The sequence below is a fragment of the Rhizorhapis suberifaciens genome (genome assembly GCF_014200045.1).
GTDB lineage: Bacteria > Pseudomonadota > Alphaproteobacteria > Sphingomonadales > Sphingomonadaceae > Rhizorhapis > Rhizorhapis suberifaciens.
In genome coordinates, this window is the sequence record NZ_JACHOV010000009.1 from 1 (window position 1) to 14458 (window position 14458).

A 14458-nucleotide genomic window follows, 5' to 3' on the forward strand; every position below is an offset into this window, starting at 1 on the left:
GTGCTTTGCCCATGATCCACCTCCAAAGAGAAGGAATCACAAATCTCACGCCAGGGGAATCCCCAGCGATTCACATTTCCAATCCGACGCTCTAACGACATAAGCGAACGTCCGCCAGCCCGGTTAAGGGGGGCCAATCCTGCTTTTGTCGCACATGTGATCAGAATTTCGTCGCATGACGGTGACAAGAACCCCTTGACCCGCAGAAATCCTAACTCTATCTGCGCCGGACGTTGCCCCGTCGTCTAAAGGTAAGACTACGGACTCTGACTCCGTCAATCGAGGTTCGAATCCTCGCGGGGCATCCAATCTTCCGGCATTATTGAATCGCGATTTCCCGACCATTGCGTCCCAGTGCGTCATAGAACACAGGCTGCAATGTCGTTCCAATTGCCCCCAACGGCGATTTAGCGGGTCCTTTTCTTCCGTGTCAGATTAATGCATTCATGGAATGAACAGCCCCAAAGCTGTCTTAGTTTAGAGGAGATCAAGCGAGTGTTCAGTCATATCATGGTCGGCGCGGATGACATTGAGGTGTCGAAAAACTTCTATGATGGGGCTTTAAACGCATTGGGCGTTTTGCCCGGGACGCCTGACGAAAGAGGACGGGTATTCTATGTGACGCAATCTGGCATTTTTGCGATCACGAAACCGATCAATGGCGAACCGGCGGCGGGCGCGAACGGTGGCACCATCGGTTTCGCCGCCAGTTCGATCGAAGCGGCCGATGCCTGGTACGCAGCGGGCGTTGCGGCAGGCGGTACTCCCTGTGAAGACCCACCCGGAGTGCGTGACATGGGTGCCGACGGCATGCTTTACTTGGCGTATTTGCGCGACCCAGCGGGCAATAAAATATGTGCGCTCTATCGCTTGCCGGCTGAACATTGACGCCATGCAGGGACACGGGCCAACCTCTCAGATATTTATCTCACAGCGGCTGCGGCTCCACTATGCCGACTGGGGCAATCCGGAGGCGCCGCCGCTGCTCCTCCTCCATGGCGGCCGCGATCATTGCCGCAGTTGGGACTGGGTGGCTCGTGAGCTTCGTTCACACTGGCATGTCATTGCGCCGGATCTGCGTGGGCATGGCGACAGCGCATGGTCGCCCGAGGGCAATTATGACATGGCCAGTTTGGTGTACGATCTGGCGCAGTTGATACATCAACTCGGCGAAAAGCCCATTACTATTGTGGCACACTCGCTTGGCGGCAATATCGCACTGCGTTATGCAGGCCTTTATCCGGCCTTGGTACGCAAGCTGGTGGCCATAGAAGGACTGGGGCTGTCGCCCCCGCTTCAGGCGAAACGTGCCTCTACTCCAAACGCAGAGCATTTCCGACGCTGGATCGCCGACAAGCGGGCGGCCGCCGGACGCATACCAAAGCGGTACGCATCTATTGAGGATGCGTTGGCGCGCATGCAAGCAGAGAACAGCTATCTAAGCGAAGAGCAGGCGCGCCACCTGACTATACACGGCATCAACCGCAATGAGGATGGCACCTGGAGCTGGAAGTTTGACAACTACCTAAATCTCTGGGCTTTTCCGGATATTTCGCAGGGCGACATAGAGACGTTGTGGGGTGAGATCAGCTGCCCCACGCTGTTGATATATGGTGCAGACAGCTGGGCATCGAACCCGGCGCGCGACGGGCGAATTCGACATTTCCGCACCGCGCGAGTGGTGGAATTCGAGAATGCCGGCCATTGGCTGCATCATGATCAATTTCAGCGATTTGTGGCTGAATTGAAGGCATTCCTCTGACCTGGACTGCTGGAGAATTGGGAAGTGGCAGAACAGCATATTGTTCGGGTTCTGTCATAAATCAATTCAACGATAGAAACGTCATGCCCGGTCATTGCTCATCGGTTGAAAGTATCGCACTGCTGCGGATCAGGGCTTTCAAGGCCTCTTCGTAACCAGGCTTTTCTTTGCTCGGACGAACCATGGGTGAAGCTGTCAGGCGTGACTCGTTGCCCCGCCTGACGCTGGAGCGTGTCGTCGCCAATGGCATTGGCGGCGCGCATTCCTTCTTCAATGTCGCCAGGTTCGATGCGATCGCGATTTTGCCCTGCCCACATTCCGGCAAAACAGTCCGCCTGCAGTTCCATCTTCACCTGTAAACGGTTTGCCTCGGATTGTCCGGCGCGCTGCTGAGCGGTGCGGACCTGATCGGCCAGCCCCATGAGATGCTGCACATGATGACCTACTTCATGCGCAATCACATAGGCCTGGGCAAAATCGCCTGCTGCTCCGAATCGTTCGGACAACTCGCGATAGAAATCGGTATCAAGATAGATACGTTCGTCGCTGGGGCAATAAAACGGTCCCATGGCCGCCTGCGCCGCACCGCATCCTGACACGTCGCTCTGGCTGTAGAACACCAGCGTGGGTTTTCGATATTGGGCTCCTGCCGCTGCGAATTGCGCCGTCCAAAGCGCGTCCGTACTCCCAAGCACGCGACATGATAAAAGGCTCACTTCATCCTTGCGGCAGGCCGTGCCGGCATCTGCGGAGCCAGCGGGCGCGTTGGCCGTTTCATCCACTGACAGCTCCTGGCCGGAGTTGCTTATCAGGTCGAGCGGGTTCACGCCGAACACCAGGCTGGCGATGGCGATCAGAGCCAGGCTGCCAAGGCTCAAGCCTCCACCCATGCGCACGCCACGGCCACCGAAACGACCTCGACGATCCTCTACGTTGATGTTGGTTCCCAGATCGTCGAGCCGCATGGCAATTCTCCCGATAAATCGAACACCGCTTTCATCGACTTTGTTCCAGCCCGAGCCTCGTCGGGCCGGGGTGGCGTGTGTGACCTCAGTCCTCCTGCGTAACTTTACTTATGGGCGAGGCAGATCTCATTGGGCATAAGGCCGATGTGGCCATTCATTTGGCGCTTGAGATTATTCTGTCCCTTCCGGGTCGTCGGGGGAGCGGGGGCGGTGGTGGCGGCGAAACAAGCATGGTTTCGCCGCCGCCAATTCATTCGACCGGCCTGTTAACGGACAAGTTTCCAACCGAAAAAAATGCGTGCGGCAAATCATCCGTTAACCCGTTGCGGCTAACATTATCAGCATATTAGCGGTGATAAGGTCACCAGAGCCGGACGGCAGAGTCGGGATGGGAAGTGCGCGGAAACAACAAGATATTCTCGCTTCCGCGCTGGCAAGTCACCAGATGGCTGACAGATGCGAGCCGGGATGTCCCCCCCGATATCCGTCAAGCATTGGTCGGCAGCCTTTTTGGAACGCTGCCCATCTATGTCGGCGGTGTGGTCAATACCCTGCTGGTCGCCGGCATCGTTACGGCACGACATCCAAATCCAATATTCATCTCATGGCTGGCGCTGGAAACTGTCGTTTGCATCGTGCGATTGTTCGTCCTTCTTGGCGCGCATCGGGCCGCCGCGCGTGGGGAGGACACAAGGACTGACATTTATCTCTTGCTGGGCCTGCTATGGGCTTTCAGCGTTGGATATGGTTCCTTCGTCAGCATTTTGAGCGGCGACTGGGTGGCATCGATCATTGCCTGTTTATCGGCAGCGGCAATGGTTGGAGGAATATGTTTCCGCAATTTCGGCGCGCCGCGCTTTGTTGCTGTCATGATCATGCTCAGCCTGGGGCCGACGGCGGTCGGGGCCTTGCTATCGGGGCAGCCAGTTCTTCTGCTCAGCCTCGTGCAGGTTCCTTTATATTTCGTCAGCATGACAATCGCCTCTCACCGGCTACAGGACATGCTTGTGTCCACCATGGTGGCTGAAAGAGCCAAGGACCATCTGGCGCGGCACGATCATCTGACAGGATTGTTGAACAGGGCGGGCCTGATGCAGGAATTGGGCGGAAGGCTTGCAATAGGCGGCGGGCGAGGGGCGCGATGGTCCTTGCTGTACCTTGATCTGGATGGCTTCAAGGCGGTCAACGACCGCTACGGGCACGGTGTGGGCGATCATTTGCTGCAGATGGTGGCGAACCGGATTCAGGCCTTTGCGTTTGAAGACGCCGTGATAGCCAGGATCGGCGGAGACGAATTTGTGATCCTGACGCCAATTGGCGATCGGGGGCGCGCGCATCTTGTAGCAGAAAGGTTGGTGCTCGAAGTCTCCAGCGCCGAATATGCAATCGGCCCTTGCACTGCGCGAATAGGCTTGAGCATTGGCATTGCGCTTTACCCCGAACACGGACAAGACATAGAAACATTGCTCCACGCCGCGGACACGGCGCTATACCGGGCCAAGTCGTCGGGGGGACGGCGCTGCGTGGTTGCCGAGCCTGGCACAAGCGACTGGCGGGTCGTTCCGGCAACTGATCGGCATCGCAGGGTCGCGAGTCAATCGCTTTAGAAAAGTCTTGATTTCCCCGTCCCCGACCTCCACATGCGCAATCGGAACGAATCCATCCGATTTGATTGAGCCGACAGGAGCGGGTGATGCGGCTTTCGAGCCTTGCCGATTATGCCATTGTCGTAATGTCCGCCATTGCGCGGCACGACGGCGACGTGCGCTTTTCAGCGACCTGCCTGGCCGATGAGACGGGCGTTCCTCTGCCCACCGCGCAAAAGCTTATGGGGCGGCTTGCGAGTGCCGGCCTGCTCGAATCGGCGCGAGGCACCGGCGGGGGATTCGCCCTTGCCCGACCGGCTGACCAGATAAGTCTTGCCGATATAGTCGAGGCAGTGGAAGGGCCCATCGCGATGACGGCCTGCATCGAAGAAACTCGCCACGAATGCGCGCTGGAGGAAAATTGTCGCGTCCGCCCGCACTGGGGTGCGGTCAATGGAGCCATCCGCGGCGCGCTGGCGGGAGTGACGCTCGAAAGTCTCGCACAAGAATTCCCCGACTCCGTTCGTGTCGAGCCAAGTCGAGACACGTCCGCGGCAAGCCAAACGTCCCTCGACTTCGCTCGGGATGAACGGATTTAACTATGACGAATGAAACCACCACCGTCCGTAATGCCGAAGCGCTCGCCGCCGCCGAAAAGGCGTCGAAATATGAATTCGGCTGGACCAGCGAGATCGAACAGGATTTCGCTCCAAAGGGCCTGAACGAAGACACCGTCCGTTTTATTTCGGCCAAGAAGAACGAGCCGGAATGGATGCTGGAATGGCGCCTGAAGGCCTACCGCCTGTGGCTGACGAAGACCGCTCCTGACTGGGCCAAGCTCAACGTGCCCCCCATCGATTATCAGGAGGCCTATTATTATGCGGAGCCCAAGCAGAAGGCTTCGCTCAAGTCGCTGGATGAACTCGACCCTGAGATTTTGGCGGTTTACCAGAAGCTTGGCATTCCGCTGGAGGAGCAGAAAGTCCTCGCCGGTGTAGAAGGCGCGCGCAAAGTAGCGGTCGATGCGGTATTCGACAGCGTTTCGGTGGCCACGACCTTTCGCAAGGAACTGGCTGAGGCGGGGGTCATCTTCCTGTCGATCAGCGAGGCGATCCGCGAGTATCCGGAGCTGGTGAAGAAATGGCTCGGCAAGGTTGTGCCCCAGCATGACAATTATTTTGCGACCCTCAATAGCGCGGTCTTTTCGGACGGAACCTTCGTCTACATTCCGGAGGGTGTGCGCTGCCCAATGGAGTTGAGCACCTATTTCCGTATCAATGCGGAAAATACCGGGCAGTTCGAACGCACGCTGATCATCGCGGACAAGGGTAGTTACGTTTCCTACCTCGAGGGCTGCACAGCGCCGCAGCGGGACGAGAACCAGCTTCACGCCGCCATTGTCGAGCTCATCGCGCTGGAGGATGCGGAGATCAAATATTCGACCGTCCAGAACTGGTATCCCGGCGACGCGCAGGGCAAGGGCGGCATCTATAATTTCGTCACCAAGCGCGGCCTCTGCCAGGGCAAGAACAGCAAGATCAGCTGGACGCAGGTGGAAACGGGCAGCGCCATTACCTGGAAATATCCAAGCTGCGTGCTGGCGGGCGAGAACAGCGTGGGCGAATTCTATTCGGTCGCTCTCACGAATAATTACCAGCAGGCCGATACCGGCACGAAGATGATCCACCTCGGCAAGAACAGCCGCTCCACGATCATTTCCAAGGGGATCAGCGCGGGTAAGTCGAACAACACCTATCGCGGCCTGGTCCGCGTCGGTCCAACGGCGGAGAACGTCCGCAACTTCACCCAGTGCGACAGCCTTTTGCTGGGCGACCAATGCGGGGCGCACACCGTGCCCTATATCGAGGTCAAGAACCCCAGCGCGCAGATCGAGCATGAGGCGACGACGAGCAAGATCTCCGACGACCAGCTTTTCTACGCGATGCAGCGCGGGCTGGATACCGAAGCGGCGGTGTCGCTGATCGTCAATGGCTTTGCGAAGGAAGTGCTGCAGCAGCTGCCGATGGAGTTTGCGGTCGAGGCGCAAAAGCTGCTGGGCATTTCGCTTGAGGGGAGCGTGGGATGACGAGCCGCCCCACCCCAATCCCTCCCCTGAAGGGGAAGGGTTGAAAGAGTTGAGATATTCGTACTTTTAGGATGATCTAAGTGCTCAAAATAACTAACCTCACCAATGAAATCGACGGCAAGCCCATCCTGAAGGGCGTGTCGCTCTCTATCAACGCGGGCGAGATCCATGCGATCATGGGACCCAATGGCGCCGGCAAGTCGACGCTGGCTTACACGCTGGGCGGCCGTCCGGGCTATGAAGCGACGGGCGGCGAGGTCTCTTTTGATGGTGTGAACTTGTTCAGCTTGGAGCCGCATGAGCGCGCTGCGGCGGGCTTGTTCTTGGGCTTCCAGTATCCCGTCGAAATCCCCGGCGTCTCCAACCTGCAATTCCTGCGGGAGAGCCTCAACAGCCAGCGCAAGGCCAATGGCTTGGAGCCGCTTTCCGGCGGTGAGTTCATCAAGCTCGCCAAGGAAAAGGCCGCGCTCCTGAAGCTCGACATGGATATGCTGAAGCGCCCCGTGAATGTGGGCTTTTCAGGCGGCGAGAAGAAGCGCAACGAGATGGTGCAGATGGGCATCCTCGACCCGAAGCTTGCGATCCTCGATGAAACCGACAGCGGCCTCGACATCGACGCGCTGCGCACCGTGGGCGAGGGGATCAACTCCATCATGCGGCGGCCCGACAAGGCTGTGCTGCTGATCACGCACTACCAGCGGCTGCTCGATTATGTGAAGCCGGACTTCGTTCATGTGCTCGCCGCTGGACGGATCGTGAAGTCCGGAGGGCCGGAATTGGCGCTGGAGCTTGAGCGCGAGGGCTATGCGGAGGTGGTGGCGTGAGGATGGCCTCCCGATTTCTCCCCGGTACGGGAAGGCGAACCGCGACGCCAAGCGGCGTGGTGGAGGGGGCATGACACTGGCGACCCTCCCAACGACCCATGACGAGGCATGGCGCTATAGCGACCTCGCCGCGCTGGAAAGCATCTGGCCGCTGCCCCAGGCCGAACGAATCATCGTGGCTGCTGGAGAAACGGCGGCTCGGCATCTGATTCAGAATGCCGCTGACGATGCCGTGATCGTGCGCGATTATGTTATCGAGGTGGCGGACGGAGCTCGGCTTGATTTCCACATTCTCAACATGGGTGGCAAGCTTGGCCGGGTTACGCTGGATGTGACGCTGGGCGAGGGCGCCCATTTCGAACTGGGAGGAGCGATACTGGGGAACGGATCGCAGACGCTGGAGATCGTGACGACAGTCAGCCATGCATTGCCCAATGCGACCAGCCGCCAGACGGTGCGCTCCATCCTGTCGCAAAAGGCGACGGGCAGCTTCCTGGGGGCGATCAAGGTCGCACGCCATGCGCAGAAGACGGATGCGGAACAGTCGGTGAAAGCGATGCTGATCGACCGCACTGCTACGGCCAATGCCAAGCCAGAACTGGAGATTTTCGCTGACGATGTAAAATGCGCTCATGGCGCAACGGTTGGCGAACTCGACAAGGCTGCGCTGTTCTACATGGAGAGTCGCGGTATGGAGCCCGGCCTTGCCAAACGGCTGTTGCTCCGCGCCTTCATCGCCGGCGTGTTCGACGATGTAGCGGAAGACGCTGCGCGCGAGGAAATGGAGCAGGCGGCGATGGCCAAGCTGGAGGCGATGGTATGAACGCAACTCTCCTCCAGAAAAGCTGGCGCGCTGATTTTCCGGGAATTGCGGATTGGCATTATCTCGACACCGCCGCCACCGCACAAAAGCCGGCGCAGGTGATTGAAGCCATCGCCCGCGCCTATGGTGAGGATTATGCGACCGTGCATCGCGGTGTTTATGCCCGTTCGGCCAACATGACACTCGCCTATGAGGCGGCGCGGCGGAAGGTTGCCGGGTTCCTCAACGCCTATTCCGACAGCGAGATCGTATATGTTCGCGGCGCGACCGAAGCGATCAATCTGGTGGCGCACAGTTGGGGTGGAGCGAACCTGAAGTCGGGTGACCGGATCATGCTGTCGATGTTGGAACATCACAGCAATATCGTACCCTGGCAGCTGATCGCGAAACGGACGGGGGCAGAGATCGACGTTGCCCCGCTGACGCAGGACGGCAAGATCGACCTTGACGCCATGCAGGCGATGTTGACGCCGAAGCACAAGTTGGTGGCGCTGGCCCATGTGTCCAACGTGCTTGGTTCCGTGCTTGACGCGCGCCGCGCCGCCGACATGGCGCATGCCGTTGGAGCGAAGATATTGCTCGACGGTTGTCAGGCCGTTCCCAGGCTCGCCGTTGATGTGCAGGCGCTGGATTGCGACTTTTACGCGTTTTCGGCCCACAAGCTTTACGGTCCGAGCGGGATTGGGGCGCTTTGGGCGCGGGCGGAGATATTGGACGCGATGCCTCCCTATCAGGGCGGCGGATCGATGATCGAGAAAGTGACGTTCGAGAAAACCACCTACGCCCCTGCGCCGACCCGTTTTGAGGCCGGGACCCCGCATATCGCGGGCGTCGCGGGGCTGGCCGCGGCGATCGACTATGTCGAGCAAATCGGGCTGGGCGTCATTCATGCACATGAATGCGCTTTGGTGGGTCAGGCAAGGGATGCGCTGCATGGCCTGAACAGCGTACGGGTCTTTGGGCCGGTGGATAGCGCGGGAATTTTAAGCTTCGAGGTGGAGGGGGTGCATCCCCATGATGTGGCCACCATATTGGACGAGGAAGGCGTCGCTATCCGGGCAGGGCATCATTGCGCCCAACCGCTGATGCGTCACCTTGGGGTCGAGGCAACAGCGCGAGCGAGCTTTGGGGTTTATAACGACGAAAGCGACATCGCGGCGCTGGCGCGAGGAATTGAACGGGTGAGGAAGATCTTCGGATGAACGAGGAGCGGAAGATAGCGGTCGAGGAAGTGGACAGCGTCGTGGCACCACCAAAGGTGCGCGTGGAGGATGTAGAGACGCCTCGCGACACCATGGAGCGCAAACGCGATTATCTGGAAGGCTTCCTGAGCCAGCAGCCTTCCGGCGTGTCGGCGGGTGAGCCGGGCGGCGATATCTATGAGGGCGTTATCAACGCCCTGAAGGAAATCTACGATCCCGAAATTCCGGTCAATATCTATGATCTTGGCTTGATCTACGGCGTGGACGTGACCGGTGAAGGCCATGTAGTGGTCACCATGACTTTGACGACACCGCATTGTCCCGTAGCGGAGTCCATGCCTGGAGAGGTTGAATTGCGCGTTGGATCGGTGCCGGGTGTCGGAGTTGCCGAGGTCAATCTGGTGTGGGACCCGCCCTGGGACCCGCAGAAGATGAGCGACGAGGCCAAGCTGGAACTGGGAATGCTATAATGGCTGTTGAAACCAAATTTCGCGCCAAACCTGCCGCCGTCATACTGACGCCGGCTGCTGAGCAGCGCATTGCCGATCTGATGGCACGCGCGCCGGAAGGGGCGATTGGCGTAAAGCTTTCGACCCCGCGCAGAGGCTGTTCGGGTTTGGCCTATTCTGTGGATTATGTGACCCAAGAGGCGAAGTTCGACGAAAAGATCGAAACGCCAGGCGGCGTCTTTTATATCGACGGCGCTTCGGTGCTCTACCTGATCGGATCGACCATGGATTGGCGGGAGGATGATTTTACCGCCGGCTTCGTGTTTGAAAATCCCAATGCCAAGGGCAGCTGCGGCTGCGGCGAAAGCTTTACCGTCTAAATTTGGTGGAAACCGGACGCCGGATAGTGGGCTGCGGTTATTTTTCGCCCCGCAATCCTTCATGATGACGGATGACTTCGTCAATGATGAAGCGCAGGAATTTTTCGGTGAAATCCGGATCGAGATGTGCGGCCTGTGCCAATTTCCTGAGACGCGCAATTTGGGCTTGCTCTCTACCGGGATCAGCGGGTGGCAAGGCGTGCTCAGCCTTGTACCGGCCCACATCCTGAGTAATCTTAAAACGTTCCGCGAGCATGAACACGAGAGCCGCATCGATATTGTCGATGCTTTCGCGGTAGCGTGTCAACGTCTCGTCCATGCTCGAATCCTTTCTGAACCCGGCTTTTTGCTAAGATCGTGGTAGGAGGCAAGCTATTATGCTTGCCTTATCGTTCCGGCATCGCCACATCGCGCCTCATATGACCGGTACCGTTCATCAACTGAATCGCCGCCCAGTGCCCTCGCTTGAACCGATGATGTCGCTGGTTGCCGGCGACATGAACGCTGTCAACAGCGTGATCCTGGAACGCATGCAGTCGAAGATACCCCTAATCCCTGAACTTGCGGGACATCTCATCGCGGGCGGGGGTAAGCGGATGCGGCCGATGCTGACGCTCGCTTGCGCCGAATTACTGGAATATCGGGGCACGCGGCATCACAAGCTCGCGGCGGCGGTGGAGTTCATCCACACAGCGACGCTGCTGCACGACGATGTGGTGGATGGATCCGGCATGCGGCGCGGGCGCAAGACAGCGAACATCATCTGGGGCAACAGCGCCAGCGTGCTGGTAGGTGATTTTCTGTTCAGCCGTTCCTTTGAACTGATGGTGGAAGACGGATCGCTGAAGGTACTGCGTATTTTGTCCAACGCTTCGGCCGTGATCGCCGAGGGCGAAGTCAATCAGCTCACCGCCCAGCGGCGGATCGATACGGACGAGGAACATTATCTTGAGATTATCGGCGCCAAGACCGCCGTCCTGTTTGCCGCGGCCTGCCGGATCGCCGCGGTGGTGGCGGAACGCGACGAGGCGCAGGAAATGGCGCTCGACAGCTACGGGCGCAATCTGGGCATCGCGTTTCAACTCGTCGACGACGCCATAGACTATTCCTCCGACGAAGAAACCATGGGCAAGGATGCGGGCGACGATTTCCGCGACGGAAAAGTAACGCTTCCCGTAATTCTCGCCTATGCCCGTGGCAACGAGGAACAGAAGCAATTCTGGCGCGACGCGATTTCGGGTCATCGGACGAGCGACGAAGACCTGGCGCACGCCACGCGGCTGCTTGAGGAAAACGGGGCCATTGCCGACACCCTCGCCAGAGCGCGGCATTATGGCCAGCGCGCCATTGATGCGCTGGGCGGTTTTGCAGGGGGCAAGGCGAAGGCGGCGCTTGTCGAAGCGGTGGAATTCGCAATTGCCCGGGCTTATTGATCTGGGTGAGATATAAGGCGGGCGGCGTATGAGCGGCCTTCTCCCCATCCACGCTGTCCTGCCGGACTTGCTGGCCGCGGTCGGCAAATGCAGCAGCGCAGTCCTTGTGGCTCCTCCGGGCGCAGGTAAAACGACTGCGGTTGCGCCTGCGCTGCTGGATCAGCCCTGGTGTGGTGGCCAAATCCTCCTCCTGTCTCCCCGGCGCCTTGCCGCTCGCGCCGCTGCCGAGCGGATGGCCCAGGTGGCGGGGGAGTCGGTAGGGCAGGCCGTTGGATATGCGACCCGCATGGAAAGCAGGCACTCCGCGAAAACCCGCATATTGGTGTTGACGGAGGGCATCTTCCGTAATCGAATCCTGGAGGATCCCGAGCTGGTCGGGATATCCGCAGTGCTGTTCGACGAAGTGCATGAGCGCAGCCTTGACAGCGATTTCGGCTTGGCGCTGGCGCTCGATGCACAAGAGGCGCTGCGGCCCGACCTGCGGCTGATCGCCATGTCCGCTACGTTGGACGGCGTGCGTTTTTCAGCTTTGATGGGCGATGCGCCAGTGATCGAGAGCGAAGGGAAATCTTGGCCGCTTGAACTTCGTCATGTTGGGAGGGCCACCGACAAGCGGATCGAGGAGGATATGGCGGGCGTGATCCGGCGGGCGCTCAATGAAGCGGAGGGGGATGTACTTGCCTTCCTTCCCGGTGTCGCTGAAATTGAGCGAACCGCAGAGCGGCTTGAGACATTGCCGGGCAATGTGGTCATCCATCGACTGCATGGTTCGCTGGAACCGGCCGAACAGCGCGCCGCGATCCGGGCTGGCGAGTCGGGAGTCCGCAAGGTCATACTCGCCACCAGCATTGCGGAGACCAGTCTGACCATAGACGGCGTCCGCATCGTGGTGGACAGCGGTCTCTCACGGCGGCCTCGCTATGATCGGGCGGCGGGGCTTACGCGGCTGGTAACCGAAAAGGCCAGTCAGGCGGCGGCGACGCAAAGGGCTGGGCGAGCGGCGCGTCAGGGTTCAGGTGTTGCTTATCGGTTGTGGGAGGCTGCGGCCATCAGCGGCATGCCGCCCTACGATCCGCCCGCCATATTGGAAAGTGACCTCTCCGCGCTCCTGCTCGATTGTGCCCAATGGGGGGTAAATGATCCGACGCAGCTTAAATGGATCGACTCGCCGCCTGCCGTTGCTCTGGCGGAGGCAAAAACGCGGCTTCGAGGTCTGGAAGTGCTGGATGAAGAAGGGCGGATCACCGCGCACGGTCGATTGATTTCCCGCCTGCCGCTGGAACCTCGGCTTGCCCATATGCTCGTGTGGGCGGGGGAGAAGGGGCTGGGTGCTCTCGCGGCAGATGTGGCGGTGCTGATCACCGAGCGCGGCCTTGGTGGAATGGATGCGGACCTGACCCACAGGCTTCAGCGGTGGCGTCGCGAGAGCGGCAGAAGGGCCGAAGCGGGACGGTCCTTGGCTCGGCGGTGGAGCAGGCTCATTCCCCTCCCGTTGGCGGAAGGGGTTAGCGGGAGCGGAGATGAGGTCGGCATCTGTCTCGCGCTCGCCTTTCCCGATCGGGTGTCCAAGCGCCGAAAGGCCAATGGCGAGGACTGGATCAGCGTCGGCGGTCGGGCTTTCCGGCTTGATCCGGCCTCCCCATTGGCGCGGGAGGAATGGCTGGCGGTCGGGGAGGTGCAGGGGAGCGCTGCGGGCGCACGCATCCTGTCTGCCGCGCCCCTTGATGAAGCTTCCGTACTGGCGCTTTTCCCGCACCGCATTGAAGAGAAGCGAACCGTACGCTTTCGCGGTGAGACAGGTGGCGTGGAGGCGATGCGAGAACGGCGGCTGGGTTCAATCCGGCTGGCGGGAGGGACCGATGACAGCCCGAACAGCGAAAGCGTTGCTACTGCGCTACTGGACGGAGTGAGGTTATTTGGGTTGGATCAGCTTCCATGGCCCGACAATGCCCGGTCGCTACGAATGAGGGCGGTCTTTGCCGGGCAAGGGGAATTGAGCGATGCCGCGTTGCTCGAAATACTGGATCACTGGCTGCCGCCGCTCTTGACGGGCAAGAGGCGTTTGTCGGCCGTCGATCCATCGGCGCTATTGGCGGTTTTGGAAGGGCTGGTCGGCTGGGATGTAAAGCAGCAGATTGACCGGTTGGCGCCCCCTGAATTCCTGTCGCCGGCGGGAAGTCGCCATGTCATCGACTATGCTGCGGAAGGCGGGCCGAGGGTGGAGTTGCGCGTGCAGGCGCTGTTTGGCCTGGCCGAACATCCCTGCATCGGCACCGAGCGCATTCCTTTGGTGTTGAGCCTGACCTCGCCGGCCGGGCGACCGATCCAGACGACGCGGGACTTACCCGGCTTTTGGGCGGGAAGCTGGGCGGCGGTGGCCAAGGAAATGCGCGGCCGCTATCCAAGGCATCCCTGGCCGGAAAATCCCATTTTTGCAGGCGCAACGCTGCGCACCAAGAAAGCGGACGCGCGGCGGAACCCTTGACGACGACGGTCGATTTGGGCAACGAAGCCGGGATAATTTCAGCGGAGCCATCATGTCAGCACGGATTTTCCAGCGCCCCAAAAATGCCATGCAGTCTGGCCGCGCAAATACCGACAAATGGATGCTGGAGTTCGAACCCCAGGATGCGCAGCGTCCCGATCCGCTGACCGGCTGGGCCGGTTCGGCTGATACCCGTCGGCAGCTGAAGCTGATGTTCCCGACGCTGGAGGCGGCCAAGGCTTATGCGGAACGTGAAGGGATTGCCTATCACGTCGTCCCCGCGCCCGAACGAAAGCTGAAGATTCAGGCTTATGCGGATAATTTCCGGTAAAGCGGGTTCGACGTTCGAAATGGCATCTAACCCTGTTTAGCAGGGTTACACATGAAACCGTTTGTCCCGAGCAAGTCGAGGGAGTTGACCTTGGTGCGACGTGTCTCGACTTGGTTCGACACGAACGGGGAT

The 14458-nt window shown here is 59.7% G+C and carries 15 protein-coding genes and 1 tRNA gene; 14 read left to right on the top strand and 2 right to left on the bottom strand.

Going from position 1 to position 14458, the window contains the following annotated elements:
* Nucleotides 1-234: 234 nt before the first annotated feature.
* The 3 genes from HNQ99_RS11715 (at nucleotide 235) to HNQ99_RS11725 (ending at nucleotide 1762) form a co-directional block, all read left to right on the top strand.
* Nucleotides 235-308 (top strand) — tRNA-Gln (locus HNQ99_RS11715).
* A 187-nt stretch (nucleotides 309-495) separates the two neighbouring features.
* Nucleotides 496-888, top strand: coding sequence for a VOC family protein (locus tag HNQ99_RS11720; RefSeq protein ID WP_184475849.1), 393 nt, complete (start codon nucleotides 496-498; stop codon nucleotides 886-888).
* 4 nt (nucleotides 889-892) lie between these two features.
* The gene (locus HNQ99_RS11725; protein ID WP_184475850.1) at nucleotides 893-1762 is read left to right on the top strand and encodes an alpha/beta fold hydrolase; all 870 of its coding nucleotides are present in this window, start codon (nucleotides 893-895) and stop codon (nucleotides 1760-1762) included.
* A gap of 98 nt (nucleotides 1763-1860) precedes the next feature.
* On the opposite strand, the gene ypfJ is transcribed toward HNQ99_RS11725, so the two are convergent.
* Nucleotides 1861-2727 carry a KPN_02809 family neutral zinc metallopeptidase gene (ypfJ, locus tag HNQ99_RS11730; RefSeq protein ID WP_184475851.1) on the bottom strand — a complete coding sequence of 289 codons (867 nt, stop codon included), beginning with the start codon at nucleotides 2725-2727 and terminating at the stop codon, nucleotides 1861-1863.
* A 395-nt stretch (nucleotides 2728-3122) separates the two neighbouring features.
* Here ypfJ and HNQ99_RS16910 point away from each other — a divergent pair, with 395 nt between their 5' ends.
* The 8 genes from HNQ99_RS16910 (at nucleotide 3123) to HNQ99_RS11770 (ending at nucleotide 10077) form a co-directional block, all read left to right on the top strand.
* Complete coding sequence (locus HNQ99_RS16910) at nucleotides 3123-4334, top strand: diguanylate cyclase domain-containing protein (protein WP_184475852.1); 1212 nt, start codon at nucleotides 3123-3125, stop codon at nucleotides 4332-4334.
* A gap of 86 nt (nucleotides 4335-4420) precedes the next feature.
* Nucleotides 4421-4912, top strand: coding sequence for an SUF system Fe-S cluster assembly regulator (locus HNQ99_RS11740; RefSeq protein ID WP_184475853.1), 492 nt, complete (start codon nucleotides 4421-4423; stop codon nucleotides 4910-4912).
* Nucleotides 4913-4914: 2 nt separating this feature from the next.
* A complete protein-coding gene (gene sufB / locus HNQ99_RS11745; RefSeq protein WP_184475854.1) occupies nucleotides 4915-6399 on the top strand; it encodes a Fe-S cluster assembly protein SufB in 1485 nt (494 codons plus the stop codon).
* Nucleotides 6400-6479: 80 nt separating this feature from the next.
* Nucleotides 6480-7223 carry a Fe-S cluster assembly ATPase SufC gene (gene sufC / locus HNQ99_RS11750; RefSeq protein ID WP_184475855.1) on the top strand — a complete coding sequence of 248 codons (744 nt, stop codon included), beginning with the start codon at nucleotides 6480-6482 and terminating at the stop codon, nucleotides 7221-7223.
* Between the two features lie 70 nt (nucleotides 7224-7293).
* Nucleotides 7294-8046, top strand: a complete 753-nt coding sequence (locus HNQ99_RS11755; RefSeq protein WP_184475856.1) for a SufD family Fe-S cluster assembly protein — start codon at nucleotides 7294-7296, stop codon at nucleotides 8044-8046.
* Nucleotides 8043-9248: a cysteine desulfurase gene (locus HNQ99_RS11760; protein ID WP_184475857.1), complete on the top strand. Its 1206-nt coding sequence runs from the start codon at nucleotides 8043-8045 to the stop codon at nucleotides 9246-9248. Before HNQ99_RS11755 ends, HNQ99_RS11760 begins: the two co-directional genes overlap by 4 nt.
* On the top strand, nucleotides 9245-9718 hold the full coding sequence (locus tag HNQ99_RS11765) for an SUF system Fe-S cluster assembly protein (protein ID WP_184475858.1): 474 nt from the start codon (nucleotides 9245-9247) through the stop codon (nucleotides 9716-9718). Before HNQ99_RS11760 ends, HNQ99_RS11765 begins: the two co-directional genes overlap by 4 nt.
* Nucleotides 9718-10077, top strand: coding sequence for a HesB/IscA family protein (locus HNQ99_RS11770; protein WP_184475859.1), 360 nt, complete (start codon nucleotides 9718-9720; stop codon nucleotides 10075-10077). Before HNQ99_RS11765 ends, HNQ99_RS11770 begins: the two co-directional genes overlap by 1 nt.
* Before the next feature lie 37 nt (nucleotides 10078-10114).
* Here the strand turns inward: HNQ99_RS11770 and HNQ99_RS11775 are convergent, their stop codons facing one another.
* Nucleotides 10115-10396: a chorismate mutase gene (locus HNQ99_RS11775; protein ID WP_184475860.1), complete on the bottom strand. Its 282-nt coding sequence runs from the start codon at nucleotides 10394-10396 to the stop codon at nucleotides 10115-10117.
* A 100-nt stretch (nucleotides 10397-10496) separates the two neighbouring features.
* Between HNQ99_RS11775 and HNQ99_RS11780 the strand changes: the two genes are divergently transcribed.
* The 3 genes from HNQ99_RS11780 to HNQ99_RS11790 are packed head-to-tail and all read left to right on the top strand — an operon-like array spanning nucleotide 10497 to nucleotide 14326.
* Nucleotides 10497-11510 (top strand): polyprenyl synthetase family protein, encoded by a 1014-nt coding sequence (locus HNQ99_RS11780; protein ID WP_184475861.1) that lies wholly within the window; start codon nucleotides 10497-10499, stop codon nucleotides 11508-11510.
* Nucleotides 11511-11538: 28 nt separating this feature from the next.
* Nucleotides 11539-13995: an ATP-dependent helicase HrpB gene (gene hrpB / locus HNQ99_RS11785; protein ID WP_184475862.1), complete on the top strand. Its 2457-nt coding sequence runs from the start codon at nucleotides 11539-11541 to the stop codon at nucleotides 13993-13995.
* Between the two features lie 52 nt (nucleotides 13996-14047).
* Nucleotides 14048-14326 carry an ETC complex I subunit gene (locus tag HNQ99_RS11790; RefSeq protein ID WP_221232674.1) on the top strand — a complete coding sequence of 93 codons (279 nt, stop codon included), beginning with the start codon at nucleotides 14048-14050 and terminating at the stop codon, nucleotides 14324-14326.
* Nucleotides 14327-14458: the final 132 nt, after the last annotated feature.

Excerpts from the sequence above, each read along its gene's own strand:
- HNQ99_RS11780 (WP_184475861.1), top strand. The coding sequence starts at position 10,497 with ATGACCGGTACCGTTCATCAACTGAATCGCCGCCCAGTGCCCTCGCTT.
- HNQ99_RS11770 (WP_184475859.1), top strand. The coding sequence starts at position 9,718 with ATGGCTGTTGAAACCAAATTTCGCGCCAAACCTGCCGCCGTCATACTG.
- HNQ99_RS11760 (WP_184475857.1), top strand. The coding sequence starts at position 8,043 with ATGAACGCAACTCTCCTCCAGAAAAGCTGGCGCGCTGATTTTCCGGGA.
- HNQ99_RS11725 (WP_184475850.1), top strand. The coding sequence starts at position 893 with ATGCAGGGACACGGGCCAACCTCTCAGATATTTATCTCACAGCGGCTG.
- sufB (WP_184475854.1), top strand. The coding sequence starts at position 4,915 with ATGACGAATGAAACCACCACCGTCCGTAATGCCGAAGCGCTCGCCGCC.
- HNQ99_RS11755 (WP_184475856.1), top strand. The coding sequence starts at position 7,294 with ATGACACTGGCGACCCTCCCAACGACCCATGACGAGGCATGGCGCTAT.
- HNQ99_RS11775 (WP_184475860.1), bottom strand. The coding sequence starts at position 10,396 with ATGGACGAGACGTTGACACGCTACCGCGAAAGCATCGACAATATCGAT.
- HNQ99_RS11765 (WP_184475858.1), top strand. The coding sequence starts at position 9,245 with ATGAACGAGGAGCGGAAGATAGCGGTCGAGGAAGTGGACAGCGTCGTG.
- HNQ99_RS11740 (WP_184475853.1), top strand. The coding sequence starts at position 4,421 with ATGCGGCTTTCGAGCCTTGCCGATTATGCCATTGTCGTAATGTCCGCC.
- HNQ99_RS11790 (WP_221232674.1), top strand. The coding sequence starts at position 14,048 with ATGTCAGCACGGATTTTCCAGCGCCCCAAAAATGCCATGCAGTCTGGC.
- hrpB (WP_184475862.1), top strand. The coding sequence starts at position 11,539 with ATGAGCGGCCTTCTCCCCATCCACGCTGTCCTGCCGGACTTGCTGGCC.
- ypfJ (WP_184475851.1), bottom strand. The coding sequence starts at position 2,727 with ATGCGGCTCGACGATCTGGGAACCAACATCAACGTAGAGGATCGTCGA.